Raw genomic sequence first — 23,484 nt, forward strand, 5'->3', positions numbered from 1 at the left:
GACGCCTCAAGTGTTTTGCATTATTGCAATACGACAATGCGAAATCTGCCATTCAATTTGCTAATACGCAATCTTAGAGTAGCTCCATCGAGGGCGGCTAAGCCGACCCTGAATCGCGTCAACGAGACAACGAGGGCACGGACATGAACGAGCAAACCCTGCAAAACTATGGCATCACCACCCTGAGGATCAGCCTGGGGATCGTCCTGATCACGCACAGCCTGTGGCTCAAACTGATCGTCTTCACCCTGCCCGGTACGGCTTCCTTCTTTGAGAGCATCGGGCTCCCCGGTTACGCGGCCTACGTCGTTTTCCTGGTCGAAGCCGTGGCCGGTATCGCCTTGGTGCTGGGAATAGAAAGCCGGTGGGCAGCGTTGATCGTCGTGCCTGTTTTGGCTGGCGCCACCTGGGCCCACTCGGCTAACGGCTGGCTATTCACCAATGAGGGCGGCGGCTGGGAATACCCGCTGCTCCTTACGGTAGCCGCTCTGGCGCAAACGCTACTTGGTGATGGTGCACTGACTTTGCGCCGATCCAGCAAACCGGGACGGGTCCATGCCACCCGAAACCGGGCATTCTCCTGAGCGTAACGGTCTATCACAGCCTGCCAAGGCCGAGAGAGTGCAGACAGCCTCAAAGCTGGCGTGCTCGTCATGACCTGAAGACCTATTGGCGACACCACTTTCAACCAAGCCGGCACGGTATGGCCAACCTAAAAAAGCCCCGCATTGGCGGGGCTTGTCTTTAATAGCCTGTCATTTCAGCCCAGCAGCTTGATCATCACCCCCGCCGCTACCGCCGAACCGATGACGCCGGCGACATTCGGCCCCATCGCATGCATCAGCAGGAAGTTGTGCGGATTCGCATCCAGGCCCACCTTGTTGGAGACCCGCGCCGCCATCGGCACTGCAGAGACACCGGCCGATCCGATCAACGGGTTGATCTGCTCCTTGGTGAACACATTCATCAGCTTGGCCATCAACACACCGCAGGCCGTACCGACGCAGAAAGCCGCCATCCCCAGCGCCAGGATGCCCAGGGTCTGCAGGTCCAGGAACTTGTCCGCACTGAGCTTGGAACCCACCGACAGGCCCAGGAAAATGGTGACCGTATTAATCAACGCATTCTGGGACGTATCGCTCAACCGCTCGACAACCCCGCACTCACGCATCAGGTTACCGAAGCAGAACATCCCCAACAGCGGCGCTGCGTCCGGCAGGAACAGCACCACCAGCATCAGCACCACAATCGGGAAGATGATCTTCTCCTGCTTGCTGACGTGACGCAGCTGGTTCATCTTGATCGCCCGCTCTTTGGCCGACGTCAGCCCACGCATGATGGGGGGCTGAATCATCGGCACCAGCGCCATGTACGAATAGGCCGCCACGGCAATCGCGCCCAACAGGTGCGGCGCCAGAATGCTGGAGACGTAAATGGAGGTCGGCCCGTCGGCACCGCCAATGATCCCCACGGCGGCCGCTTCGAGAATGGTGAAATCCATCGTGCCGCTGGCATCCAACAAGGCGGCACCAATGATGGTGCCAAAGATGCCAAATTGCGCAGCTGCCCCCAGCAGCAACGTTTTCGGGTTCGCCAGCAGCGGCCCGAAATCCGTCATTGCACCGACCCCCATAAAGATGATCAGCGGCGCGGCACCACTGGCAATGGCCACCGTGTAGAAGTTGTACAGCATGCCATTGGCGTAGCCATGATCCACGGCGTAAGCGTTCACCGCCGCAATGGTTTCCACACCACCTGCTTTGTAGGCCTCCTTGAAGGCATGCATGACATCCGGCGTGACCGCCTGGCTGGCGTCATACGGCACACTCAGGATCTGCCCCAATGCCGCCAGCACCTGGGGTTCGGCCATGTGAATGGCATTTTCCGCCGCCGACAGAGCGAGCCCCGCCTCCGGGATATTGGCCAGAATGCCACCGAACCCGATGGGGATCAGCAGCAGCGGCTCAAAGCCCTTTCGAATGGCCAGGAACAGCAACAACAGGCCGACGGCAATCATCACCGCCTGGCCGATACTCAGATTGAACAGGCCACTGCCCGTCCACAACGTCATCATCTTGTCCATGATAGCGGCCCTTATCCGATAGTCAGCATTTCATCGCCGACGGCGACCGCGTCACCGACCTTAATGAAGACCTCACCAACAGTCCCGACCTTGGGCGATCGGACCTCGGTTTCCATCTTCATGGCCTCGAGAATGATCAACACATCCCCTTCTTCAACCTGCTGCCCCGGAGAAACCAGCACTTTGAAGATGTTGCCACCTAGCGGAGCGTTGACCGGCTCCCCCTCCCCGGCAGCCGGTGCCGGCGTTTCGGCGTGGGACACGGTTGCGGTTGCCGTGCCGTGAGGCTGGATCTGGCTGATCTCACCGCCTTCACTGACCGCCACCACGTAATCCTTGCCATTGACCGATACGGTGTAGGTTTCCGGCCCACTTGCCCTGGCCGGTGCTGCGGTAGCCTCTTCAACCGTTGGCGCGGGTTCGAAAGCGCTCGGATTGCCCCGGTTTTCCAGAAACTTCAGGCCAATCTGCGGAAACAGCGCATAGGTCAGCACGTCGTCGACCGATTCGGCCGCCAGTTTGAAGCCCTTTTCTTCCGACAGCTTTTTCAACTCGGCGGACAACTTGTCCATCTCCGGTTCCAGCAGGTCGGCGGGGCGGCAGGTAATCTGTTCCTTGCCATCCAGAACCCGTTCTTGCAACGGCTTGTTGAATGCGGCTGGCGCCGCACCGTATTCACCTTTCAGGACGGCGGCCGTTTCCTTGGAAATCGACTTGTAACGCTCACCGGTCAGGATATTCAACACGGCCTGGGTGCCAACGATCTGGGAGGTGGGTGTGACCAGCGGGATATAACCCAGGTCTTCGCGAACCTTGGGGATTTCTTCCAGGACGGCGTCAAACTTGTCGGACGCATTCTGCTCGCGCAACTGGTTTTCCATGTTGGTGAGCATGCCGCCCGGCACCTGAGCCGTCAGTATGCGAGAATCGACGCCGCGGAGGCTGCCCTCGAACTTTGCGTATTTCTTGCGCACTTCCCGAAAATATCCAGCGATGTCTTCCAGCAGATGGATATCCAGGCCGGTGTCGCGCTCAGTGCCTTCGAGAATGGCAACCACCGATTCCGTCGGCGAATGCCCATAGGTCATGCTCATGGACGAAATCGCCGTATCGACGTTATCGATTCCGGCTTCCGCCGCCTTGATGGCCGTCGCCGTGGACATGCCCGTGGTGGCATGACATTGCATGTGTACCGGCACGGAGAGAGCCCTCTTGAGCTTGGTAACCAGCTCAAAGGCCACATAGGGCTTCAACAGACCGGCCATATCCTTGATGGCAATCGACTCGGCACCCATGGACTCGATTTCCTTGGCCAGATCGACCCACATATCGATGGTGTGCACCGGGCTGATGGTGTAAGCGATCGTGCCCTGGGCGTGCTTACCGACCTTGCGCACCGCCTTGATGGCCGTGTCCAGATTTCGTGGATCATTCATTGCGTCGAAAATACGGAACACGTCCACGCCATTGTCCGCGGCGCGCTCCACAAAGCGCTCCACCACATCGTCGGCGTAGTGACGGTAGCCCAGCAGGTTCTGGCCGCGCAGCAGCATTTGCTGCGGCGTGTTGGGCATGGCCTTTTTCAGTTCTCGGATGCGTTCCCAGGGATCTTCACCCAGGTAGCGAATACAGGCGTCAAACGTCGCACCACCCCAGGATTCCACAGACCAGAACCCTACCTTGTCGAGCTTTTCCGCAATCGGGAGCATGTCGTCGAGGCGCATGCGCGTCGCCAGCAGGGATTGATGCGCATCACGCAAGATGACATCGGTAATCCCCAGCGGTTTTTTTGTTTCTGTCATCGTGTCAGCCTTGTTGTCGGAAGTAGAAATCCATCCGCCTTATTTTTTGTGTCGAGCGCGGAATTTTGTGATCGCCAGTTTGATCGCCTCTGCCGTATCAGCGTCCACTGAAGGCGGTACAGAGGATCTGGCGCGGGAAGTTCGCGCCGGAATTGCAGGTTCAGGTGGCGCAAAGCGGGCCACAACCTTCGACATCAAGGTGGTTGCAAACACGAGAATTATCAGAAAAACAAAGACAAAGCCCATGCCTGCGACCATCAGCTCGACAGCTTTGGTCATTAGGTCATTCATGGATAAATACCTGTTTTTTATTCGGTTTTCTTCTCCGACACTCCCTATCGATTCCCCATAGAATCAATCGCATTCGGAAGGCAAAATCTTTTGTAATTTACCCGTTTGCCGACAGGCCAGCAACCAGCACCATCCGTAGAATTACTGACGGCCGCTCAGACGCACAAACCTCTTCCAACATCGCAAAACAGCGACTCCCGCTGTCCGACCCATCGCTCTACAACCTTTGACGGCCACCCAACCCGAACGTCTCTTGAACGCCTTTGCCGGTCACGCGCCCTAATTTTTATATGCATTTTGCATCCAGAACACCCCTTCATCCGTTTTGCCTTCAGACGGCCCACCCTTGGACCGCTCCCAACCATAACTGCCATTGGAGGCACTATGCCGATTCTTCGATCTTTGACACTTGCAACAATGACCGTCGCCACCCTCACCCTGGCCACACCCCAGTTCGCTCTCGCGGGCCACACCAACCCCGTTCTGATGACCCACCTGTCCGGTGATGCAGAAACCGGGATGGGAGACAGTGATGGCAAAGGCACAGGCTACGTGTTTGGGGTCGACGGCGACCCCAAGACACTCTGCTACGTCCTGGTCGTCCATGACATTAAACTCGTTCCAGTCAAAGACGGCATGGCTGCCCATATCCACGAGGCAGGAAAAGGCAAAGATGGCGAGGTTGTGGCTAACCTGGCCGGCCCGGAAGATGGCAACGCCGGGGACTGTCTGACGGAAGGCGAGAAAGGAAAATTTCCGACGGGAGAAGCCGGCATCGTGCAGCGTATCCTGAAAAACCCCGAGCAGTTCTACATCAACGTCCACAATCCGGAACACCCCAAGGGTGCCATCCGCGGCCAGCTGATGGAGACGCACGAGCACGGGATGTAAAGTAGGCAGGCACAAAAAACCCCGCACGAGGCGGGGTATTTTGTTTGATATGGCGCGGCTGGGAGGATTCGAACCTCCGACCGCCTGGTTCGTAGCCAGGTACTCTATCCAGCTGAGCTACAGCCGCGTAAAACTTGTGTTTGGCCTTTCCTTCGACCGCCTGGTTCGTAGCCAGGTACTTTATCCAGCCGGCCGGCGCTCCGGTGAGCTACAGCCGCGTAAAACTTGTTATCCAGTTTAGCAGTGACTGCCAAGGGAGGATTATTCGGGCCGCAGGCCCTCACCCCTTCGGGGCCGCCGTCACCTTACGCCGGCGTTCCTCAGCACGCTTGGCGTGCTTCGGTCGAACCTCTTTCGGCTCGAATCCCGTCTGACCTCTCGACACCAGAAACTCTGAATAGACGAGACATCAGTTTTGAATAAGTGGCGCGGCTGGGAGGATTCGAACCTCCGACCGCCTGGTTCGTAGCCAGGTACTCTATCCAGCTGAGCTACAGCCGCGCAATTGTTTTAGGTCGGACTTCCGACCACCTGGTTTGAAGCCAGGTACTTTATCCAGCCGGCCGGCGCTCCGGTGAGCTACAGCCGCGAATCTCATTTTCACTTAATCGCTATCTTGCTAAGGATAGCTGCTCTCAAAATTCTCTCCGAGAGAAAATGGCGGAGAGGGAGGGATTCGAACCCTCGATACGCGCAATGCGTATGGCTCCTTAGCAGGGAGCTGGTTTCAGCCACTCACCCACCTCTCCTTGAGAACGCGGCGTATAGTACCATAATTTTTCTGTTTTCATAGGGTTGACACCACTTTTTTCGGGATGGATTTTCACGTTTTCTTTTATCCCGGTTTTATAAGCCGATCAGCCCCTTACTATCGTTCAGTTATCAACCAGCAGGCACAAAAAACCCGCCGGTTTGAAGCGGCGGGTTTTATGGATTCAGATGTTCCCGGGCTCATGATCACTGTCCGGGTCCGTCTTTTCTTTCTGAATCCGCTGATAAATCTCTTCGCGGTGTACGGCCACCTCTTTCGGGGCGTTCACACCAATGCGCACCTGGTTCCCTTTAACACCCAGAACCGTGACGGTGACTTCATCACCGACCATCAGGGTCTCGCCTACGCGACGGGTTAGAATCAACATGTCCTTTACTCCTTATGTCCAGAGCTACCTGTTCCGACGATTAATAATTAATCAACTATCTTTATTTATAGTGGGGAGACGCAGCGTTCGTAACCCGCAATTATCCGTAAGGATAATCCCTGAGATGCCCGAAACGCTGAATCGTTCCCTTGTTGCACGAGGCCCGGACGGAGTGACATGACGCCCGTCATCCGTTGCGAAAGGCTTTAACAGGGCACGTTTACACCCTGCCTTCGACCCTATGCCTCGTTTACCGGTCCTTGCAATTCAAAGGCACTGTGCAGTGCCCGAACAGCCAGTTCCAGATACTTTTCATCGATCACCACAGAGATCTTGATCTCGGATGTGGAAATCATCTCGATGTTAATACCCTCATTCGAGAGCGATTCGAACATCCGGGTAGCCACACCCGCATGGGAGCGCATACCGACGCCCACAATACTGACCTTGGCAATGCGCCCATCACCGCTGACTTCACGGGCCGACAGCTCCGCAGCCACCTTGTCCAATACCGCCCGCGCACGCTTGTAGTCATTGCGGTGTACAGTGAAGGTGAAGTCGGTCCGGTTATCCGCGCCCACATTCTGGACGATCATGTCCACTTCGATGTTGGCGTCGCTGATTGGCTTCAATATACGTAGTGCACTGCCCGGTGTATCAGGTACGCCGGAAATCGTCAGTTTTGCTTCGTCCCGGTTAAACGCAATGCCGGATACCACCGGTTGTTCCATATCAGCCTCATCATCAAGCGTAATCAGGGTGCCCTCGCCTTCACCAAAGCTAGAGAGGACCCGCAGTGGCACATTGTACTTACCCGCAAATTCGACCGCCCGGATCTGCAGCACCTTGGAGCCCAGGCTGGCCATTTCGATCATCTCCTCGAAGGTGATCTTGTCCAGCCGACGGGCACCGTCGACGACACGCGGATCCGTGGTGTACACACCATCAACATCTGTATAGATCTGGCACTCATCAGCTTTCAGGGCGGCCGCCAGCGCAACCGCGGTGGTGTCCGAACCGCCGCGGCCGAGCGTGGTGATATTGCCGCGCTCGTCAACGCCCTGGAAACCGGCAACGACGACAACCCGGCCGGCATCAAGATCCCCGCGCATATTCTGCTCGTCGATCTGTTGAATGCGCGCTTTGGTGTGGGCGTTATCCGTCAGGATACGAACCTGGGAACCCGTGTAGGAACGGGCATCAACACCCCGCTTCTGCAACGCCATGGACAGTAGCGCGATCGTCACCTGCTCGCCGGTTGAGACCAGAACGTCCATCTCGCGCGGGGTCGGCTCGTCCATAATCTCGTTGGCCAGGCCAATCAGGCGATTGGTCTCACCACTCATTGCTGAAACAACCACTACCAGGTCGTGCCCATCCGCACGGCCCCGTGCAACCCGGTCGGCCACGGCGTTGATACGCTCAATCGTGCCGACGGATGTACCGCCAAATTTCTGGACCAGAAGTGCCATCGTCGTCCTTATTTCCACCTGTCAGTCGGGTCTACCCCCAGCTCGCCACGCTGGCGCAGCGCGGCGATTATAAAGGGAGTTCCGGGCGCTGGATACCGTCTCAGCGCGTCGCCTCTTCAACCCATCCGCTCACCTGGGAAAGCGCATCCGGCAGTTTCGACGGATCCGTTCCACCCCCCTGAGCCATATCCGGTCGGCCACCACCTTTTCCGTCCACGGCCGCGGCCAGTTTCTTCATGATGTCGCCGGCACGGACGCGGGCAGTCGCGTCCTTGGTCACACCGGCCACCAGGGTAACCTTGCCATCATCGACGGCAGCCAGGACCACGACGCCAGAACCCAGCTTGTTCTTGAGCTGATCCGCCGTATCCATCAACGCCTTGCGGTCGGCACCCGGCAGTTCGGACGCCACGACTTTCAGGCCGTTTACCTCGATAGCGGATCCAGCGAGGTCGGCACCGGCCGAGCTGGCCAGCTTGGCTTTGAGCTGCTCCAGCTCTTTCTCCAGTTGGCGATTCCGGTCCAGAGTGGCCTCCACTTTTTCGATCACGCTGTCACGCGTGCCACGGACCAGACCGGCCACCTGACGCAAACGTGATTCGGTATCGTCCATCCAGGCCAGCGCGCCCTTACCGGTGACCGCTTCGATACGACGGACACCAGAGGAAATGCCGCTTTCCGAGGTAATGCGGAAGGCACCGATGTCACCAGTCCGGGAGACGTGCGTCCCCCCGCACAGCTCCACCGAGTAACGGTCACGCCCCATCGTCAGGACACGGACTTCATCGCCATATTTCTCACCAAACAGGGCCATGGCGCCTTTCTCCTTGGCGTCTTCCATGTCGGTGATTTCCACACCAACCGGCTCGTTGGCGAGGATCTCGTCATTGACCAGAGCTTCGATGTCCTTCAACTGCTCCGGCGTCACCGGCTCGAAATGGGAGAAGTCGAAACGCAGACGGTCGGCTTCCACCAGGGAGCCTTTCTGGGTGACGTGATCGCCCAGGATCTTGCGCAACGCCGCGTGCAGCAGGTGCGTTGCGGAATGGTTCAGGGCAATGGCCTGGCGGCGGGCGTGATCGATGCGCGCATCCACCTCCAGCCCCGGAAACAGCTCGCCTTCAATGACGGTGCCGATGTGCAGGTGATTGGCACCGTCTTTCTTGGTATCCGTCACCTGGAAGCGGCCACCACTCCAGGTCAGCAGACCGGTGTCCCCCACCTGGCCACCGGACTCGGCGTAAAACGGTGTCCGCTCCAGTACGACGACGGCCTCGTCACCCGTCTCCGCATTGGCTTCTTCGCCATTCACCAGCACGGTGCGGATCGTTTCATGTCCATCGATTTTTTCATAGCCGGTAAATTCGGTACTACCACCCAGCCCGGCCGTCGCGTTGTAGTCGATACCGAACTTGGAGGCGGCGCGGGCACGCTCACGCTGGGCTTCCATCGCTTTTTCGTAGCCATCGTAATCCAGCGTCAGACCGCGCTCCCGGGCGATGTCGTTGGTCAGGTCCACCGGGAATCCAAAGGTGTCGTACAGGGTGAAAATGGTCTCGCCGGGAATCTGGGTGCCCTTGAGCTCGGCGATGTCCTGCTCCAGCAACCGCAGGCCTTTATCCAGCGTGCGGGCAAACTGCTCTTCCTCCTGCTGGAGGACTTTCTCGATCTGCGCCTGGGTGCGCACCAACTCGGGATAAGCGTCCCCCATCAGCGCCACCAAAGCAGCCGTCAACTTGTAGAAGAACGGCTCGCGGGCGCCCAGCTTGTTACCGTGACGGGCCGCGCGACGGATGATCCGGCGCAGCACGAAACCACGCCCCTCATTGGACGGCATCACGCCGTCGGCAATCAGGAACGCGCAGGAACGGATATGGTCGGCGACCACCCGCAGAGATGCTTCCTCGGTATCGACACCGCCGAGGATGTCGGATGCCGCTTTCAGGAGATCCTGGAACAGGTCGATTTCATAGTTGCTGTGAACGCCCTGCAGCACCGCCGAAATCCGCTCTAGCCCCATACCGGTATCCACCGACGGTTTGGGCAGCGGTTGCATTTCGCCGTCCGCCGTGCGGTTGAACTGCATGAAGACCACGTTCCAGATCTCGATGAAACGATCGCCGTCCTCGTCGGGAGATCCGGGCGGGCCACCGGCGATGTCGGGGCCATGGTCGTAGAAAATTTCGGTGCAGGGACCGCAGGGACCGGTATCGCCCATCTGCCAGAAGTTATCTGAAGCATACTGCGCGCCCTTGTTGTCGCCGATGCGGATAATCCGGTCGGCTGGCACGCCCATGCCGTTGTGCCAGAGGTCGTAGGCTTCTTCGTCCGAGGCGTAGACGGTCACCAACAGCTTGTCCTTGGGCAAACCCAACCACTCATCACCGGTCAGGAAGGTCCAGGCGAACTCGATGGCTTCCTTCTTGAAGTAGTCCCCGAAGCTGAAGTTGCCCAGCATCTCGAAGAACGTGTGATGGCGAGCGGTGTAACCGACATTTTCCAGGTCGTTGTGCTTGCCGCCGGCGCGGACGCAACGCTGGGAGCTGGTGGCTCGGGTGTAGTCGCGTTTTTCACGGCCCAGGAATACGTCCTTGAACTGGTTCATCCCCGCATTGGTGAACAGCAGGGTCGGATCGTCGTGTGGAACCAGTGAGCTGCTGGGTACGATTTCGTGCCCCCGCTGCTGGAAATATTCCAGAAATGTCTGGCGCAATACTGCGGTTTTCATAGCCGTGTCCTGATCGCCTCGTCAGAAATTCAGTTCAAAAAAGTGAGTCGAGCCACAGGATTGGGGACCTTGCCCAATCCGGCACAATCGCCAAGGATAAGGGCGCTACTCTAGCACAGCCACCAGGGGTAAAAAACGAGAAACGCCGCCCAGTAGGCGGCGCTGACGGCATTTCCGGCAATTTGACGGATGCGCAGGGACTCAGTCGTTAATCGGAGGCTCCCTGCCCCTCCTGATCCGTCTCGCTTCCGGTAGGTTCGAGCGCGCCGATAATGGCCTTCCAGAAGTCCGTCATAAGGCCGGCGTTGTCGGATTCAAGCGCATCGGGGCGGCCATCCTGTAAATCGGATATCATACGGTCCATTAAACTTTCCAATGAGCCGGAATCGAGACCCTGCCCGGCAGCTTTGCCCGCCAGGGACTGGACACCCTGGGCCAACCCCGCCAGCGGCCGCAGTTGGCTGTTGGTCGAGGGTTTGCCTGACACGGCCTCATACGCCGACGCCCGCACTGTGCGAACAGAGGACAGGTTCAGACTGAAGCTGGCCAACTCTTCGCCATCCAGACCCAGCTGGCCTGCTGCCGAGAACGCCGACTGCACATCCCCGTCGAAGAACCGACCGGCGACCTGCTGGACATCCTCGAACAACGCGGTCAATGCCTGCCGTTCGCCGTCATCCAGCTCGCCCTGCACCGAAAACCGGTATCGCCCGGCGAACAGACTGGCGCTGGCACTCTCGCCGGATGTACCGCCATTGCCCTGCTCGGTTCGGCTACTGGCGCCGGCGTAGCGGGTTTCATCCATAGCCACCGTGACGATATCGCCATCGGCGGTGCGCACCTCGAACGACAATTGATTACGCGACGACGCCTCGACGCTGTAACCGGAAACCGAAGAGGTTTCACCAGCGCCTCCGTCACCCAGGTAGCGTTGCTGCAAACCATCGAGTCCATCCTGGATCCGGGAGAAGCTGTCATCGATATCGGCCGAGAGGTCATCATTCATCATGCCCAGGGCCTCGATCTGGTCCCGGGCCTCGGAGAAGCCCTGGCTGACGCCTTTACGCGCCTGTTCCAGCAGATTGGACAGACGTTCGCTGTCAGCCCCGTTGCGTGCTTCCTGCTCCAGGCGATTCTGCACAAACCCCAGGACGCGACTGGCGACATCCGACGCACTGGGCGGTTCAAACGCATCCGCAGCCGGTTTCGACACCTGGCCGCCGCCCTGGCCCAGCCCCTGCTGAAGACGCTGCTCAAGCCGGGCACGCAACACGCCAATGGCATCGTCCGCAGTGCGAATCCGCCCCTGCCCCTCAGCGCTTTGGTCGGCGGCCGGTTTACCGCGCGCCGACGACGCACTGGACGGGCGATCCGAATGATTTCGGTAGTTGGCATCGGAGCCGGGGATCGAAACCGGAGAAACCATGGCGCAGACCTCACAGTTTGGTAACAGCCACAACAATGACCGACATGATGATCGTTATGACGGCCGATCGGCCACAATCTTTAGGAATGTTTCGATATACTGGGAGCGTATTTCAGGCCCCGCCTGAATATCCCAATCGCCCATGCGCAACGGAGCTGTCGATGCCCCAGCCTTTTCATCCTGCCGATGAGCTGTTGCCACCCGCCACGTTGATCAAACGCCTGTTGGCGATGATTTACGACGGACTGATCTGTATCGCGGTGCTGATTGTCACCACGTGGATCTACACCATGTTGGCGGCCTGGATCATCGGGTTCGAGCAGTACAAGGCGCTGGCCGCGTCGGGCAAACTGTCGCCCGACCCGCTACTGACCTCGGTCCTGTTTGTTGTCCTGTTTGTGTTTTTTGGGTATTTCTGGACAAAGTCAGGGCAAACACTGGGGATGCAGGTCTGGCGGATACGGATCGAAAATCCGGACGGGACGCCCATCCGCTGGTACCAGGCGTTGCTGCGTTACCTGATCGGCTGGGTGAGCTGGCTGACCGGCGGATTGGGCTATGTGTGGATGATCTGGGATAGCGAAAAACGTTCCTGGACCGATCGCATTTCCGAGAGCCAGGTGGTCCGGGTGCCCAAGGCTCCCTAACCCGCTCGCCGCATCAGAACAGCCCCCACGATGGCGCTCAGCACGATGGGTGCGGCAATGGCGATCACCGGGCTGAAGCCGAAGACCACGCTCATCGGCCCCAGCAGATCCTGCATGTACTTGAAGATCAGCCCCACGATAATCCCGGTAAAGACCCGAAACCCCATGGTGACCGAGCGCAATGGCCCAAAGACGAAGGAAATCGCGACGAGCACCAGGACCGCAATAGCGACAGGCCCCAGCACTTTTTTCCAGAAGGCCAGCCAATAGCTGGTGGAGCTGAGCCCCTGCTTGTCGAGATAGGAACCGTAGGTGTACAGACCGCTGATGGACAGGTTCTCGGGATCGACGATCAGAACGCTCAGGACAGACGGCGACAGCTGCGAATCCCACCGCATTTGGTCGGCTGTCTTGCGAATGGTGCCCTGTTTGGAAAGCTCGGTCGTGATCACCCGCTCCAGCATCCAGTGGTCTTTCTCGTACGTTGCCTTCCGGGCAAAGCTGGCGCTGGTCAGATCGCGCTTATCGTTGAAATGGAACAGCGAGACCCCCAGCAGAACGCCGCTGGGCTGAACCACGTTAACGTGAATAAACGTGTTTCCCTCGCGATGCCAAAGACCCTCCGAGGACGCCACATTGCTCTCGCCGCCCCGCGCGATTTCCCGCTCACTCTGGGCCATTTTCTCAAAATGGGGCGCCACAAACTCCCCAAGAATCAGTCCGATGATCACGACCACAATGGTCGGCTTCATGGCAGACCAGACGATTCGGCGAATCGATACCCCGGCCGCCCGTATGACGACCAGCTCTGAGGTGCTGGCCAGGCTCCCGAGACCGATCAGACACCCCATGAAGGCGCCCAATGGCAGGTAATCATAGATGCGCCTCGGCAGCGTCAGAAAGATATAGGCGAGCACCTGCAGGGTCTGGTAATTCTTCTCGATGTTATCCAGTTCGTGGATAAACGCGAAGATCAGGTCCAGGGACAGCACCACCAGCATGACCAGCAGCGTCGCCCCACCGACTGTCTTGATGATATACCGATCAAGCTTTTGCATGGCCGCGTCCTTCCCTGATCAGCTTGCGTTTGCGCCACCAGGCCGTGCCGAACTGCAACCATGCTCCGACCGCCAGGAACAACACGTGAACCCAGGTCAGCCCCAACCACTCCGGAACCTGTTGCCGGGCCAGCGCATCCCGCGCCACGATCAGCAGCCCCAGATAAGTGATGTAAATCATCATGGCCGGAAGCAGATGGAAGAAGCGCCCCTGCCGAGGATTTACACGGCTTAGCCGGACCGCCAGCAGTGTCACCACGGGCACGATCAGCGGCAGCGACAAACGCCAGTGGAATAGCGCCCGCATTTCCGGATCATCGGATCGCATCAGCGACAAGGTCGGAATGGCATCCTCATCGGCCCGCTCGTTGACGGAATCCGGGCCCTGTATCTTCAGGCCATAGGCTTTGAAGTGCGTGACTTTGTAATCCAGATCGCCGGGGCGCCCTTCATAGCGCTGTCCGTCCTCAAGTACCAGGAATCGGCTGCCGGTGTCCGGATCGACAAACTGGGAGCCCGCATCCGATGTCGTCATGGACAGACCGGAACCATCCTTTTTGAATTCGGCGATGAAAACACCGAGCAATTTCTGCTTGTCGTCGCTCAAACCTTCGACGTAGGTCACGCGATCGCCCGAAGAGAGGCTCTGGAACCGGCCGGGCGACAGGAGTTCGAATTCCGTCGCTTTCTTCTGCTGATTGATGATGTCCTGGACTTTCTGCATCCCCCATGGCGAGAGGTAAAGACTCATCGAACCGACCACAATCATCACCACCAGACTGGCTACCATCGTCTGGGCCAGCACCTGACGATCGCTGACCCCGCAGGCAAACAGAACCGTCATCTCGCTTTCCAGGTACATCCGTCCATAAGCCAACAGGATGCCGATAAACAGCCCCAGCGGCAGGATCAGCTCCAGAAAGCCCGGAAAACGGTAGGCCATGATGGTAAACAGCACGTCGCCGGCAATCTTGCCCGCAGCGGCATCGGCCAGATACTTGATGAAGCGGCCACTCATGAACACGAGCAGCAGAACCCCGGACACCGCCAGCATGCTGACAAGGACCTGACGGGTCAGATAGCGGAAGATGATGTACAAAATGTCCCTTCCCAAACAGACGGATGGTGGATCGTCCACAGACCGCCGCTATTCTATTGGACCTTGCCAGTGAATGACAGGCACCTGAGGCCGGATAAGTCCATCATAGCCAACAACATTCGGCTTAACGTACACTTGGCTCACTCACTGCAGACGCCGGCTACGGCCGGATGCCCCGGCTCCGGGCCACCCTACGGCCCGGACCACCGATACGGAATCAATCAACGGAGCTGCCATGAAATACACCCTGAACAGCAAGTCCCTGACCGATATCAAAGCCGACTGCCTGGTCGTGTCCGTCCCCGAGAAAGGCGACTGGCCGGCTTCCACATCCGCGGCCGATGCCGCTCTCAACGGCATGCTCAAGGATTTGCAAAAAAACGGTGATATCTCAGGCAAGGCGGGCAGCAGCCTCATGCTCCCGCTGGCCGATCAGCCCTGGAAACGCCTGCTCGTTGTCGGCAGTGGCAGCGAATCCCCGCAGCAGCCGGCGGCGTTCCGCAAGATGCTGAACGGCGCCATTGGGCGACTGAAAGACAGCCCGACCAAACACGCCCTGATCGCACTGGCTGATAATGAGGTAAAAGACCGCGACGAAGCCTGGAATGTGTCGTTGATCGCACGGGTGACCGAAGAACAGCAATACAGCTTCGGCGGTTTCAAGAGCAAGGCGGCACCGAAGCTACCCCTGGACAAGATCACCGTCGCTGCCTCCGCCAACGACAAGACGCTGAAAGCCGCCCTGGCCACCGGTGAAGCGGTCGGCCACGGCATGAGCTTTACCCGCGACCTGGGCAACACGCCCCCCAACGTCTGCCATCCGACCTGGCTGGCCGAACAGGCCCAGGCCCTCGCCAAAGAGCACGACGTCATCAAGACCGAAGTGCTGGATGAGAAGCAGATGAAGAAGCTGGGCATGAACAGCCTGCTCTCCGTGTCCGCAGGCAGTGCCCAGCCGGCCAAGCTGATCATTATGGAATACCGCGGTGGCAAGGCGAAGGACAAACCGCACGTCCTCGTAGGCAAAGGCATCACGTTCGATACCGGCGGCATCAGCCTGAAACCGGGCGAGGCGATGGACGAGATGAAGTACGACATGTGCGGCGCCGCCAGCGTGTTCGGTGCCATGCGCGCCATCGCCGAAATCAAGCCGGCCATCAATGTCGTGGGTATTGTGGCGTCTGCTGAGAACATGCCCGGCGGCAGCGCGACACGCCCGGGGGATATCGTCACCTCCATGTCAGGCCAGACCATCGAGATCCTGAATACCGACGCTGAAGGTCGCCTGGTGCTTTGTGACGCCCTCACCTACGCCGGCAAGTACGAGCCGGAAACGGTGGTTGACATCGCCACCCTGACGGGCGCGTGCATTATCGCCCTGGGCAAGGAGGCATCCGGCCTGTTCAGCAACAACGAGGAAGTGGCCGACCGCCTGCTGACGTCGGGACAAAAGACCTGTGACCGTGCCTGGCAGCTGCCGATCTGGGACGAGTATCAGGCCCAGCTCGACAGCAACTTCGCGGACATGCAGAACATCGGCGGTCGTCCGGCCGGATCGATCACGGCGGCGTGCTTCCTGTCCCGCTTCACCAAAGACTACAACTGGGCCCACCTGGATATCGCCGGCACGGCCTGGCTTTCCGGCAAGGAGAAAGGGGCTACCGGCCGCCCGGTTCCGCTGCTGGTGGACTACCTGCTGTCCTATGTCAGCTGATGCCGCAGGCCGGCCGGAAGGCCGGCACTGGTTCTACCTGCTCCCGCAGGATACCGAGTCGGCGCGCCTGCTCCACGCGGCGCGCCTCACGGAAAAAGCCTGGAGCCAGGGGGATCGCGTCTGCCTGGTCTGCAATGCCGGTGAACAGATGCAGGCGTTGGATAACCTGCTCTGGCAATACAGCCCGGAGAGTTTCCTGCCGCACCGGCAACTGGCCGAAGCCAGCGACGCCTGCCCCGAGCGGGTCGGGCTACTGGCCGGTCACCCAGCGCCGGCCGATTGGGACACCGTCATCGTACTCGGCGACACCCTGCCCACCGACGCCGATCGCTTTCGCCGGCTGGCCCTGATCGCCAGCAGCGATCCCCAGATTCTCAGTCGCGCGCGCTCACATTTCCGTCAGCTTCGTGAGCTGGGTATCGAACCGCGTGTACACGATGCCAGAAAGGGTGCCCAACGGGCCTGACAACCTTTGCATTGCCGCGCCAACACGGTTCGCCCGCGACTGGCACGCCATGTATAATCACGTGCCTCAACGTAATTGATGGAATCCCGAAACCATCCGGTACCGGCATCGGCACTCTGCTTGCCTGCCAGACGGACTGCTTTCCCGGGATTCCCAACCATTTTCAACCCGGTACGAAGCAGAAACCTCCATGGAAAAGACTTACCAGCCCGAGAATATTGAGCGTCAGTGGTACCAGACCTGGGAACAGAACGGCTACTTCCGCCCGCGGGGCGAAGGCGACCCATTCTGCATCATGATCCCACCGCCCAATGTCACCGGCAGTCTGCACATGGGGCACGCGTTCCAGCACACCATCATGGACACCCTCACCCGCTTCCGCCGCATGCAGGGCCGCAATGCCCTCTGGCAGGTCGGCTCGGACCATGCGGGCATCGCCACACAGATGGTCGTCGAGCGCAAGCTGGCCAATGAAGAAGGCAAGAGCCGTCACGATCTGGGTCGGGACGCGTTCATCGACCGGATCTGGGACTGGAAGCAGGAATCCGGCGGCACCATCACCCGCCAGATGCGCCGGTTGGGCAATTCCGTGGACTGGGATCACGAACGCTTCACCATGGACGACGGCTTCTACCGGGCCGTGCAGGAAGTCTTCATTCGTCTCTACGACGAAGGCCTGATCTACCGCGGCAAACGCCTGGTCAACTGGGACCCGAAACTGCACACCGCCATATCCGATCTGGAAGTGGAGAATAAGGAAGAGAAGGGCCACTTCTGGCACCTGCGCTATCCGCTCACGAATGGCGAAACCACCCAGGATGGCAAGAACTATCTGGTGGTGGCCACCACCCGCCCGGAAACCATGCTGGGCGATACCGCCGTTGCCGTTCACCCGAGTGACGAGCGCTACCAGCACCTGATCGGCAAGACCATCCTGCTGCCGCTGGTGAACCGTGAAATTCCCATCGTGGCGGACGAGCACGCCGATCCGGAGAAAGGCTCCGGCTGCGTCAAGATCACCCCGGCCCACGATTTCAATGACTACGCCGTCGGCAAACGCCACCAGCTGCCGATGATCAATGTCATGACCCAGGACGCGAACATCCGCAGCGAAGCCGAAACTTTCGACAGCGACGGCACGCCGAACGCGGACATCGATGGCACCCTCCCCGCGGCCTATGCCGGGCTCACCCGGGAAGACGCCCGTAAGCAGATCGTCGCCGACATGGAAGCCGCCGGGCTGCTGCATCGAGTGGAGGACCACGTGCTGAGCGTACCCCGTGGTGACCGTTCCGGCCTGATCATCGAGCCTATGCTGACCGACCAGTGGTTCGCCGATGCCAAGACGCTGGCCAAGCCGGCCATCGAAGCGGTCGAAGACGGCCGCATCGAGTTCGTGCCCAAGAATTACGAGAACATGTATTTCTCCTGGATGCGCGACATCCAGGACTGGTGTATCTCCCGCCAGCTGTGGTGGGGGCATCGCATCCCGGCCTGGTACGACGCCGAGGGCAACATTTACGTGGGCCGCGACGAAGCCTCGGTTCGCGAGAAGTACAACCTCGCCGACGATCTCAAGCTGGAACAGGACGCGGACGTCCTCGACACCTGGTTCAGCTCAGCGCTCTGGACTTTCGGTACTTTGGGCTGGCCGGAAGAGACCGAGCGGCTGGCCACCTTCCATCCGACGGACGTGCTGGTCACCGGCTTCGACATCATCTTCTTCTGGGTCGCCCGGATGATCATGATGACCATGCACTTTATGAAAGACGAAAACGGCAACCCGCAGGTGCCGTTCAAGACCGTGTACGTCACCGGCCTGATCCGCGACGAGCAGGGTAACAAGATGTCCAAGTCCAAGGGCAACGTGCTGGACCCGCTGGACATGATGGATGGCATCTCCCTGGACGACCTGCTGGAGAAACGCACCGGCAACCTGATGCAACCGCAGCTGGCGCAGAAGATCGCCAAGCGCACCCAGAAGGAGTTCCCGGAAGGCATCAGCGCCCACGGCACCGACGCCCTGCGCTTCACCCTCACCTCGCTGGCCACGACCGGCCGAGACATCAACTGGGACATGAAACGCCTGGAGGGCTACCGCAACTTCTGCAACAAGCTCTGGAACGCGGCCCGCTATGTACTGATGAACACCGAGGGCGAGGACTGCGGCGCCAACGACGAACCGGTCGAGCTGTCCCTGGCTGATCGCTGGATCATCAGCGCGCTGCAGCGCTGCGAGAAGGAAGTGACGCGTCACTTCGACCAGTACCGCTTCGACCTGGCGGCTTATGCCATCTATGAATTCATCTGGAACGAATACTGCGACTGGTACCTGGAGCTGTCCAAACCGGTCCTGACGGACGAGAGCGCGTCGGCCGAAGCCAAGCGCGGCACCCGCCGCACGCTGGTTCGTGTGCTGGAAGCCGTGTTGCGTCTGGCGCACCCGATCATTCCGTTCATTACCGAGGAAATCTGGCAGCGTGTCGCGCCGCTAGCCGGCCAATCCGGCGACTCGATTATGCTGCAGCCCTACCCGGCAGCCGAGGAAGGCAAGATCGACGCGAGCGCCGAGACCGACATCGAATGGCTCAAGGGTGCCATCGTTGCCGTGCGCAACATCCGTGGTGAAATGAACATCTCCCCGGCCAAGCAGATTCCGGTGCTGATGCGAGGCCCCGAGTCCGACCGCCAGCGACTGGAGAAAAACCGCAGCTTCCTGGTGTCCCTGGCCAAATTGGAAAGCCTGCAGTGGCTGGGTGACGAAGAAGCCCCCATGTCCGCCACCCAGCTCGTCGGCGAGATGGAAGTGCTTGTGCCAATGGCCGGCCTGATCGATAAGACTGCCGAGCTGGACCGCCTGGACAAGGAGCTGGAGCGGATCGGCAAGGAGATCAAACGCCTTGAAGGCAAGTTGGGTAACGAGAACTTCACCGCCAAGGCCCCGGCCGAGGTGGTTGAGAAGGAAAAGGCAAAATTGACCGATGCCCAGAGCAGCCTGACCCGACTTCAGGACCAACGTGGCAAGATCGAAGCCATGTAATCCGGGTACCGCACCGATGACCGAAAAGGAACGCGCCCCGATCCTGATCATCGGTGCCGGTGCCATGGGCCGGCTCTGGGCCGGCCTTCTTTCCCCCCGAGTATCGGTTCGACTGGCCACGCGCTCAACCACGAGCGCAACCCTGCAATACACGCTGGTTCATCTCGAGGGTCATTCAGAACGCATCGAGATTGGCCCGTCAAGTAACGCGCCGCCCGGGAGCGTGCTGGTCATGACCAAGGCGCCCGATGCCGAATCGGCCCTGACCGCCGTTTCCAGCCACATTCCGCCCGACGTGCCGATCATCCTCTTCCAGAACGGCATGGGCAGCCAGCAGGACATTGCCAAGCGGTTTTCCCAACGCCCGGTGTTTGCCGCCTCGACCACCGAAGGCGCCTATATCGATGACGGCGGCCGCGTCATCCATGCCGGCCGTGGTACCACATGGCTGGGCCCCTTGACGACAACGGCCCACACCCGGCTTGACCAGACGATGATCACGCTGAGATTGAGCGAACTGGATATCCAGAGCGATCCCGATATCGAAGGCCGGCTCTGGCAGAAACTCGCCATCAATGCCGGTATCAATCCCTTCACGGCCTTAATCGATTGCCCCAACGGAGAGATCCTGGGGCATCCTTATTTCGAAGAACGCATTGCAGATGTCTGCCGGGAAGTGGCGGCGTTGATGCAGGCGTCGGGGCGCCCTGTGGAAGCCCAGTCGCTGGAAGCACACGTCCGCGACGTCGCCCGACGCACGGCCGCCAACAGCTCCTCCATGCGTCAGGACGTACGAGCCGGCAGAACCACTGAGATCGATATGATGAATGGCTTCGTGGTGCAGGCTTCGGTCATCCATGGCCTTGATGCACCCGTAAATTGTGAACTCACTGACGCCGTGACACACCTGAAACAGGACTGAATCATGGGATACCGACTTTCCAAGATCTACACCCGAACCGGCGACGATGGCTCTACCGGCCTGGCCGACGGCAGCCGGATTGCCAAGAATGCCCAGCGCGTCGACGCCATGGGCACTGTCGATGAGCTGAACTGCCAGATTGGTGTCCTCATCGAATACCTCGATAACGAGCCCGAACTGGCAGAGCTTCTGCGCAAGATCCAGCACCACTTGTTCGACCTGGGCGGCGAATTCGCCATTCCGGGCAGTCACGTCATCGGCGAAGGCCACATCGACTGGCTGGAAAGCACGCTGGATCAGTGGAATGAGGACTTGCCGCCGCTGGAGAACTTCATCCTGCCCGGTGGTCGTCGGGATGCGGCTCACTGTCACCTGGCCCGGGCCATCTGCCGACGCGGCGAGCGGGTGGTGGTGGCGCTGGGCCACGAGGATTCCATCAACGAATCGTCCCGCCGTTACCTGAACCGGCTGTCGGACCTGCTGTTCGTGATTGCGCGCGTACTGGCGCGGCGGGATGGCGGAGAGGAAGTGCTCTGGTCGCCAACGCCGCCGGCCGGCAAAAACTGACCGTTTGACGCAACGCAGAGCGACATGACTACAAGGCCGCCCACATGGTGAGCGGCCTTTTTCGTTACACCCGGAACGACGCCACCAGACGCCGCAGTTCGGCGGTGACATCCGACATTTCACGGGAGGCAGCCAGCGTCTCATCCGCGTTACCCGCCGTCGCGTGCCCCAGTTCGGTAATCTGCTCGACATTGGTGTTGATGTTCTTGGCCACTGCGGACTGCTCTTCCGAAGCCTGCGCGATTTGGTGACTCATATCCACGATGGTGGAAATGCCCGCCAGGATTTTTTCCAACGCCGCAGTCACTTCCGAAGATTTCTCGACGGTCGCATCGGTAACCTCATGGCTGTTGGTCATCGCTTTCACCGCCGCTTTCACGCCGCCTTGCAAACGACCAACCATCTCCTCGATGTCTTCCGTCGACTTATGCGTGCGCTGGGATAGCGAGCGAACCTCGTCCGCAACCACCGCAAACCCACGGCCCTGCTCGCCGGCGCGCGCAGCCTCGATGGCGGCATTCAGTGCCAGCAGGTTGGTCTGCTCGGCAATCGCCTTGATCTCCACCAGAACCTGACTGATGCTGTCGCTGTCCTGGCTGACGCGGTTGATGGTGTCCACCGCGCCACGAATTTCGTTAGCCAGCCGGTGAATGGTGTCCACCGTTTCGGTGACGACCTGCCGGCCCTGCTCGGCATCCTTCTCTGCCGAGCTCGCAGAATCGGAGGCGCGCTGCGCGCTCTCGGCCACTTCCTGAACGGTATCCACCATCTGGTGCATGGCTTCCGAAATCTGATCGGTCTCGGACATCTGGCGCTCGACGGCTTCACTATTGGCCGAAGCGCTGTCGTTCACCCGTGTCGCCTGGGTATCGACGTCCCCGGTGGTCCGGCTGACCGAGCGGATCAGCTCGGCCATTTTCGAGGTCATGTTGTTGAACTCGTCGGTCAGCGCACCCAGCTCGTCGCGATTGGCCAGCTCGATGCGGACCGTCATATCGCCATCCGCCACCTGCCGCGCGGCTTTACCAAAGCGGGAAATCGCCTTCTTAACGGAAACGAAGAACCCCAGGTAGAGATACACCACAATCAGCAGCACGATCCCCAGCACCAGGAAAATCACCATTCGCTGGTTGGTTTCGCTGTTCAGTCGCTCCGCCAGATTGTTGTCCACCACCTGGAAAATCTGGTCCATCAGCTCAAAGTTCGGCGCCATCAGCGGCGATATCAGCTTGTCGAATTCCTGCCAGGACATCTCCAGCCGGTATGGCGTAATGACGTTGGCGTCCAACGCGTCACGCACCTTGATCACGTTCTGCACAACCGCATCCGCCAGGTCCGACTGCCGGCCCAAGGCTTGCGAGGAACCCTGCGCCACCTCGAATTCCGACTTCAAACGGCTGTGCAGGGTGGTCAGGTTGTCGAAAACGCCGTTCATGACATCTGCCATCGCGTAGCCTACAGTCCCCTGGTCCAGGCTGAACATACCGAAGGCCCGGGCTATCCCCTCACGACTGGCGGCGTCGTGCAGCGATGTGGTCGCCAGTTGCAGCAGCATCTGGTTCTCGGCCTGCGGATCGTTAGCCAGGCCGGACAGTTTGAGGGTCGATTCCAGCAGGGCCCGCGCCTTCTGCACGAACTCCTGGTAATAGGTCACCTGGGGATCGATGTTGCTCTGGAAGATGTCTTCGCTCCGCAACGTCTTCCAGGCATTGTCCAGAGCCTCGACCTGGGCCTTCCAGCCGCCCGCCGAATCAAAGGAAGCCTGGGTCTCGATCAGACTGGACAGCTGCGCGTCGATAACGTCCGCCGCCTCTTCACTGCGGGACAGGAAGGCATCGTCATTCTTCATCTTGCCAACGGCGCGGAAATCCCGGTAGTCGTAAGCGGCCTGAATCAGCTGATTCACCTGCCGGACCTGAACGAGGCCCTGGGCTTCGTGACTGATGCCTTCGATGGATTGGTTGAGCTGGCTCACCAGCAGGTAGGACAAGCCCCCGATCGGAAGCAGGAATAGAACGCTGATCAAGCCGAACTTGTAAATCATCGGCAGCCGGTTCATCAGCGCGACAGCAGGATACAGAAGCTGGTTCACTCAACCCCCTCAAACATGTGGTGCTCGTGTTAATTCATTGTTTTTAT

18 protein-coding genes and 3 tRNA genes are annotated in these 23,484 nt (G+C 59.5%); 8 read left to right on the forward strand and 13 right to left on the reverse strand.

Annotated features, from left to right (window positions below):
• Window positions 1–143: 143 nt before the first annotated feature.
• Complete coding sequence (locus J3364_RS18925) at window positions 144–584, forward strand: DoxX family protein (protein WP_349559730.1); 441 nt, start codon at window positions 144–146, stop codon at window positions 582–584.
• A 176-nt stretch (window positions 585–760) separates the two neighbouring features.
• Here J3364_RS18925 and J3364_RS18930 read toward each other — a convergent pair whose 3' ends face one another.
• Genes J3364_RS18930 through J3364_RS18940 form a run of 3 tightly spaced genes read right to left on the reverse strand, consistent with a single transcriptional unit; the run spans window position 761 to window position 4,176 of the window.
• On the reverse strand, window positions 761–2,083 hold the full coding sequence (locus tag J3364_RS18930; protein WP_349559731.1) for a sodium ion-translocating decarboxylase subunit beta: 1,323 nt from the start codon (window positions 2,081–2,083) through the stop codon (window positions 761–763).
• Between the two features lie 11 nt (window positions 2,084–2,094).
• A complete protein-coding gene (oadA, locus tag J3364_RS18935) occupies window positions 2,095–3,885 on the reverse strand; it encodes a sodium-extruding oxaloacetate decarboxylase subunit alpha (RefSeq protein WP_349559732.1) in 1,791 nt (596 codons plus the stop codon).
• 39 nt (window positions 3,886–3,924) lie between these two features.
• Window positions 3,925–4,176: an OadG family protein gene (locus tag J3364_RS18940; RefSeq protein WP_123634825.1), complete on the reverse strand. Its 252-nt coding sequence runs from the start codon at window positions 4,174–4,176 to the stop codon at window positions 3,925–3,927.
• Between the two features lie 384 nt (window positions 4,177–4,560).
• On the opposite strand from J3364_RS18940, the gene J3364_RS18945 reads away from it, so the two are divergent.
• A complete protein-coding gene (locus J3364_RS18945) occupies window positions 4,561–5,067 on the forward strand; it encodes a CHRD domain-containing protein (RefSeq protein WP_349559733.1) in 507 nt (168 codons plus the stop codon).
• A 50-nt stretch (window positions 5,068–5,117) separates the two neighbouring features.
• Here J3364_RS18945 and J3364_RS18950 read toward each other — a convergent pair.
• The 7 genes from J3364_RS18950 to J3364_RS18980 form a co-directional block, all read right to left on the reverse strand.
• Window positions 5,118–5,194 (reverse strand) — tRNA-Arg (locus J3364_RS18950).
• A gap of 297 nt (window positions 5,195–5,491) precedes the next feature.
• Window positions 5,492–5,568, reverse strand: a tRNA-Arg gene (locus tag J3364_RS18955).
• A 157-nt stretch (window positions 5,569–5,725) separates the two neighbouring features.
• Window positions 5,726–5,816, reverse strand: a tRNA-Ser gene (locus J3364_RS18960).
• A gap of 186 nt (window positions 5,817–6,002) precedes the next feature.
• Entirely contained in the window at window positions 6,003–6,206 is a 204-nt protein-coding gene (csrA, locus tag J3364_RS18965; RefSeq protein ID WP_123635558.1) for a carbon storage regulator CsrA, read from the reverse strand.
• Between the two features lie 239 nt (window positions 6,207–6,445).
• Complete coding sequence (locus J3364_RS18970) at window positions 6,446–7,678, reverse strand: aspartate kinase (protein ID WP_123635557.1); 1,233 nt, start codon at window positions 7,676–7,678, stop codon at window positions 6,446–6,448.
• A 100-nt stretch (window positions 7,679–7,778) separates the two neighbouring features.
• Window positions 7,779–10,406 (reverse strand): alanine--tRNA ligase, encoded by a 2,628-nt coding sequence (gene alaS, locus J3364_RS18975; protein WP_349559734.1) that lies wholly within the window; start codon window positions 10,404–10,406, stop codon window positions 7,779–7,781.
• A gap of 208 nt (window positions 10,407–10,614) precedes the next feature.
• The gene (locus J3364_RS18980; protein ID WP_349559735.1) at window positions 10,615–11,832 is read right to left on the reverse strand and encodes a DUF5610 domain-containing protein; all 1,218 of its coding nucleotides are present in this window, start codon (window positions 11,830–11,832) and stop codon (window positions 10,615–10,617) included.
• A 161-nt stretch (window positions 11,833–11,993) separates the two neighbouring features.
• Here J3364_RS18980 and J3364_RS18985 point away from each other — a divergent pair, with 161 nt between their 5' ends.
• Window positions 11,994–12,479, forward strand: coding sequence for an RDD family protein (locus J3364_RS18985; RefSeq protein ID WP_349559736.1), 486 nt, complete (start codon window positions 11,994–11,996; stop codon window positions 12,477–12,479).
• On the opposite strand, the gene lptG is transcribed toward J3364_RS18985, so the two are convergent.
• Both lptG and lptF read right to left on the reverse strand, forming a co-directional pair.
• Window positions 12,476–13,537 (reverse strand): LPS export ABC transporter permease LptG, encoded by a 1,062-nt coding sequence (gene lptG / locus J3364_RS18990; RefSeq protein WP_349559737.1) that lies wholly within the window; start codon window positions 13,535–13,537, stop codon window positions 12,476–12,478. The two genes, J3364_RS18985 and lptG, sit on opposite strands and share 4 nt — an antisense overlap.
• Window positions 13,524–14,636 (reverse strand): LPS export ABC transporter permease LptF, encoded by a 1,113-nt coding sequence (gene lptF / locus J3364_RS18995; RefSeq protein ID WP_349559738.1) that lies wholly within the window; start codon window positions 14,634–14,636, stop codon window positions 13,524–13,526. Before lptF ends, lptG begins: the two co-directional genes overlap by 14 nt.
• 235 nt (window positions 14,637–14,871) lie before the next feature.
• Between lptF and J3364_RS19000 the strand changes: the two genes are divergently transcribed.
• The 5 genes from J3364_RS19000 to J3364_RS19020 all read left to right on the forward strand — a co-directional run bounded on the left by J3364_RS19000 (window position 14,872) and on the right by J3364_RS19020 (window position 21,345).
• On the forward strand, window positions 14,872–16,350 hold the full coding sequence (locus J3364_RS19000) for a leucyl aminopeptidase (protein WP_349559739.1): 1,479 nt from the start codon (window positions 14,872–14,874) through the stop codon (window positions 16,348–16,350).
• Window positions 16,340–16,816, forward strand: a complete 477-nt coding sequence (locus J3364_RS19005; protein ID WP_349559740.1) for a DNA polymerase III subunit chi — start codon at window positions 16,340–16,342, stop codon at window positions 16,814–16,816. Before J3364_RS19000 ends, J3364_RS19005 begins: the two co-directional genes overlap by 11 nt.
• Before the next feature lie 190 nt (window positions 16,817–17,006).
• Window positions 17,007–19,856, forward strand: a complete 2,850-nt coding sequence (locus J3364_RS19010) for a valine--tRNA ligase (RefSeq protein WP_349559741.1) — start codon at window positions 17,007–17,009, stop codon at window positions 19,854–19,856.
• 16 nt (window positions 19,857–19,872) lie between these two features.
• Window positions 19,873–20,778, forward strand: coding sequence for a ketopantoate reductase family protein (locus tag J3364_RS19015; RefSeq protein ID WP_349559742.1), 906 nt, complete (start codon window positions 19,873–19,875; stop codon window positions 20,776–20,778).
• Window positions 20,779–20,781: 3 nt separating this feature from the next.
• Entirely contained in the window at window positions 20,782–21,345 is a 564-nt protein-coding gene (locus J3364_RS19020) for a cob(I)yrinic acid a,c-diamide adenosyltransferase (RefSeq protein ID WP_349559743.1), read from the forward strand.
• A gap of 64 nt (window positions 21,346–21,409) precedes the next feature.
• Here J3364_RS19020 and J3364_RS19025 read toward each other — a convergent pair whose 3' ends face one another.
• Complete coding sequence (locus tag J3364_RS19025; protein WP_349559744.1) at window positions 21,410–23,437, reverse strand: methyl-accepting chemotaxis protein; 2,028 nt, start codon at window positions 23,435–23,437, stop codon at window positions 21,410–21,412.
• Window positions 23,438–23,484: the final 47 nt, after the last annotated feature.

It is taken from the genome of Marinobacter sp. NFXS9 (assembly GCF_040148665.1).
GTDB classification, from domain to species: Bacteria; Pseudomonadota; Gammaproteobacteria; order Pseudomonadales; family Oleiphilaceae; genus Marinobacter_A; species Marinobacter_A mangrovi.

What these genes read in the sequence shown, in the direction of transcription:
- csrA (WP_123635558.1), bottom strand. Translation starts at nt 6,206, where the DNA reads ATGTTGATTCTAACCCGTCGCGTAGGCGAGACCCTGATGGTCGGTGAT.
- J3364_RS19015 (WP_349559742.1), top strand. Translation starts at nt 19,873, where the DNA reads ATGACCGAAAAGGAACGCGCCCCGATCCTGATCATCGGTGCCGGTGCC.
- oadA (WP_349559732.1), bottom strand. Translation starts at nt 3,885, where the DNA reads ATGACAGAAACAAAAAAACCGCTGGGGATTACCGATGTCATCTTGCGT.
- J3364_RS19010 (WP_349559741.1), top strand. Translation starts at nt 17,007, where the DNA reads ATGGAAAAGACTTACCAGCCCGAGAATATTGAGCGTCAGTGGTACCAG.
- J3364_RS18925 (WP_349559730.1), top strand. Translation starts at nt 144, where the DNA reads ATGAACGAGCAAACCCTGCAAAACTATGGCATCACCACCCTGAGGATC.
- J3364_RS18985 (WP_349559736.1), top strand. Translation starts at nt 11,994, where the DNA reads ATGCCCCAGCCTTTTCATCCTGCCGATGAGCTGTTGCCACCCGCCACG.
- J3364_RS18945 (WP_349559733.1), top strand. Translation starts at nt 4,561, where the DNA reads ATGCCGATTCTTCGATCTTTGACACTTGCAACAATGACCGTCGCCACC.
- J3364_RS18980 (WP_349559735.1), bottom strand. Translation starts at nt 11,832, where the DNA reads ATGGTTTCTCCGGTTTCGATCCCCGGCTCCGATGCCAACTACCGAAAT.
- J3364_RS19005 (WP_349559740.1), top strand. Translation starts at nt 16,340, where the DNA reads ATGTCAGCTGATGCCGCAGGCCGGCCGGAAGGCCGGCACTGGTTCTAC.
- lptG (WP_349559737.1), bottom strand. Translation starts at nt 13,537, where the DNA reads ATGCAAAAGCTTGATCGGTATATCATCAAGACAGTCGGTGGGGCGACG.
- J3364_RS18930 (WP_349559731.1), bottom strand. Translation starts at nt 2,083, where the DNA reads ATGGACAAGATGATGACGTTGTGGACGGGCAGTGGCCTGTTCAATCTG.
- J3364_RS18940 (WP_123634825.1), bottom strand. Translation starts at nt 4,176, where the DNA reads ATGAATGACCTAATGACCAAAGCTGTCGAGCTGATGGTCGCAGGCATG.
- J3364_RS18970 (WP_123635557.1), bottom strand. Translation starts at nt 7,678, where the DNA reads ATGGCACTTCTGGTCCAGAAATTTGGCGGTACATCCGTCGGCACGATT.
- alaS (WP_349559734.1), bottom strand. Translation starts at nt 10,406, where the DNA reads ATGAAAACCGCAGTATTGCGCCAGACATTTCTGGAATATTTCCAGCAG.
- J3364_RS19000 (WP_349559739.1), top strand. Translation starts at nt 14,872, where the DNA reads ATGAAATACACCCTGAACAGCAAGTCCCTGACCGATATCAAAGCCGAC.
- J3364_RS19020 (WP_349559743.1), top strand. Translation starts at nt 20,782, where the DNA reads ATGGGATACCGACTTTCCAAGATCTACACCCGAACCGGCGACGATGGC.